This window comes from Staphylococcus gallinarum (assembly GCF_000875895.1).
Taxonomy (GTDB): domain Bacteria; phylum Bacillota; class Bacilli; order Staphylococcales; family Staphylococcaceae; genus Staphylococcus; species Staphylococcus gallinarum.
The window spans coordinates 1-1571 of the sequence record NZ_JXCF01000052.1 but is presented as its reverse complement, the minus strand read 5'-3'; the positions used below and the strand labels follow the sequence as shown (position 1 = coordinate 1571).

General features: G+C 30.4%; 2 protein-coding genes. Both read right to left on the bottom strand.

Annotated features, from left to right (window positions below; all coding sequences use genetic code 11):
* The coding region (locus SH09_RS12880; RefSeq protein ID WP_042740045.1) for an FAD-dependent oxidoreductase at positions 1 to 980 on the bottom strand (980 nt) is incomplete at its 3' end.
* Complete coding sequence (gene hypR, locus SH09_RS12875) at positions 967 to 1401, bottom strand: redox-sensitive transcriptional regulator HypR (RefSeq protein ID WP_042740044.1); 435 nt, start codon at positions 1399 to 1401, stop codon at positions 967 to 969. The genes SH09_RS12880 and hypR, both read right to left, overlap by 14 nt.
* Positions 1402 to 1571: the final 170 nt, after the last annotated feature.

Here is a 1571-nt window from a genome sequence, read left to right as displayed (position 1 = left end):
CCTCTGTTTTCTGTACTACGATTTCCTAATCCATATATTCGATCATTAACAATTCTAAAATCGTCTAAAGAAATGTAAGTAAACTGCATGCCTCCTTTAACATCACCAATTGCGAAAACATGCTCAACTGCTGTTTCCAAATATTTATTTACTTTGATTTCCCCTTGTTCTCCCAATTTTATATCTGTATTTTCTAAACTTAAATCTATATTAGGTTTTCTACCTGTAGCAAGTAATACCGCATCTGCCTCGAATTGACCTTTATTTGTTTTCACAACGGTGTCATTATGTCTATCTTCAAAAGCATAAGTTTGAGTGTTAAATTCAAATTTAACTCCTTTATCCTCAAGATCTTTAACTACATGTGTCACAACTTCTTCATCTTCTCGTGGCATTAACTGATTATGTGATTCTATTACAGTAACTTTAGTGCCAAAATTTGCAAAAATGGATGCAAATTCTAAAGAAATATAACCTCCACCAACAATAACTAATCGTTTAGGTTGCTCTTTTAAATCCATTATGCCAGAAGAATCGTATAAAAATTTTGATTTTTCTACACCATCAATATCGGGGATGATTGGGATTGCTCCTGTATTAATGACAATATATTTTGCAGTTATTGTATCTATAATTTCATCCTTCTTATTCAATAGTTCGATTACCTTATTAGATTTAAACCTTGCTTTATAATCAAGTACAGAAATATTTTCATCATCTACCAAATTATGATAGTTTTTATGATTAAGCGCAGAAACAACTGCTTGCTTACGCGCTAACGCTTGTTTAAATGAATTATTTACTAACCCCTCGTGTACCAATGTTTTTGATGGAATACAACCGATATTAATACAAGTTCCTCCATACATTTGCTTAGATTGTTCTACCACAGCTACTTTTTTACCGTTTGATGCAGCTATTTTAGCAAGTGTTTTACCACCTTTTCCAAAGCCTAATATTAATAAGTCATATTTTTTCATGATAATCCTCCATTAAAATTTCATTGAATATGTCTCTAATGGTAATGCTACGATAAAATGCTTCTAAAACATTAAATTCTTTTTGATGATACCTCGACATAACATGACGAATCTCATTTGAAATTTTACAATCGCTCTCTAAAGACCCTGTATAAACTCTTCCAAATGATTGCTTAGTTACAAATAGTTGAAAGAGTTCTGATAAGGGTGTATCTAAAATATCCCCATTAATGCAGTAACCGCCATACTTCCCTTTTTGTGTAATAACATAATCATGGTTTACCAACTTGGCCATCACATTTCTAAGTTGTACGGGGTTAACACACACTTTCTCAGCTAATTCATTGCTATTAAATCTCTCTGAAGCATGTCTACTTAAAAAAGTTAATACATGAACTGCTATATTAAAATCTAAGTTCAATTAATCATTACCACCTATATTGTAATTTTCATAATTACATTTAAGCATGAACCTACTTATTTTTCAAATATAATCGATTAAAAAATATCAGTAACTCATAGATTCCTAATGGTTATATAATCATATTTACGCTTTTATTCATTTGATTTAAAATATTAGTCTTTTTTTTT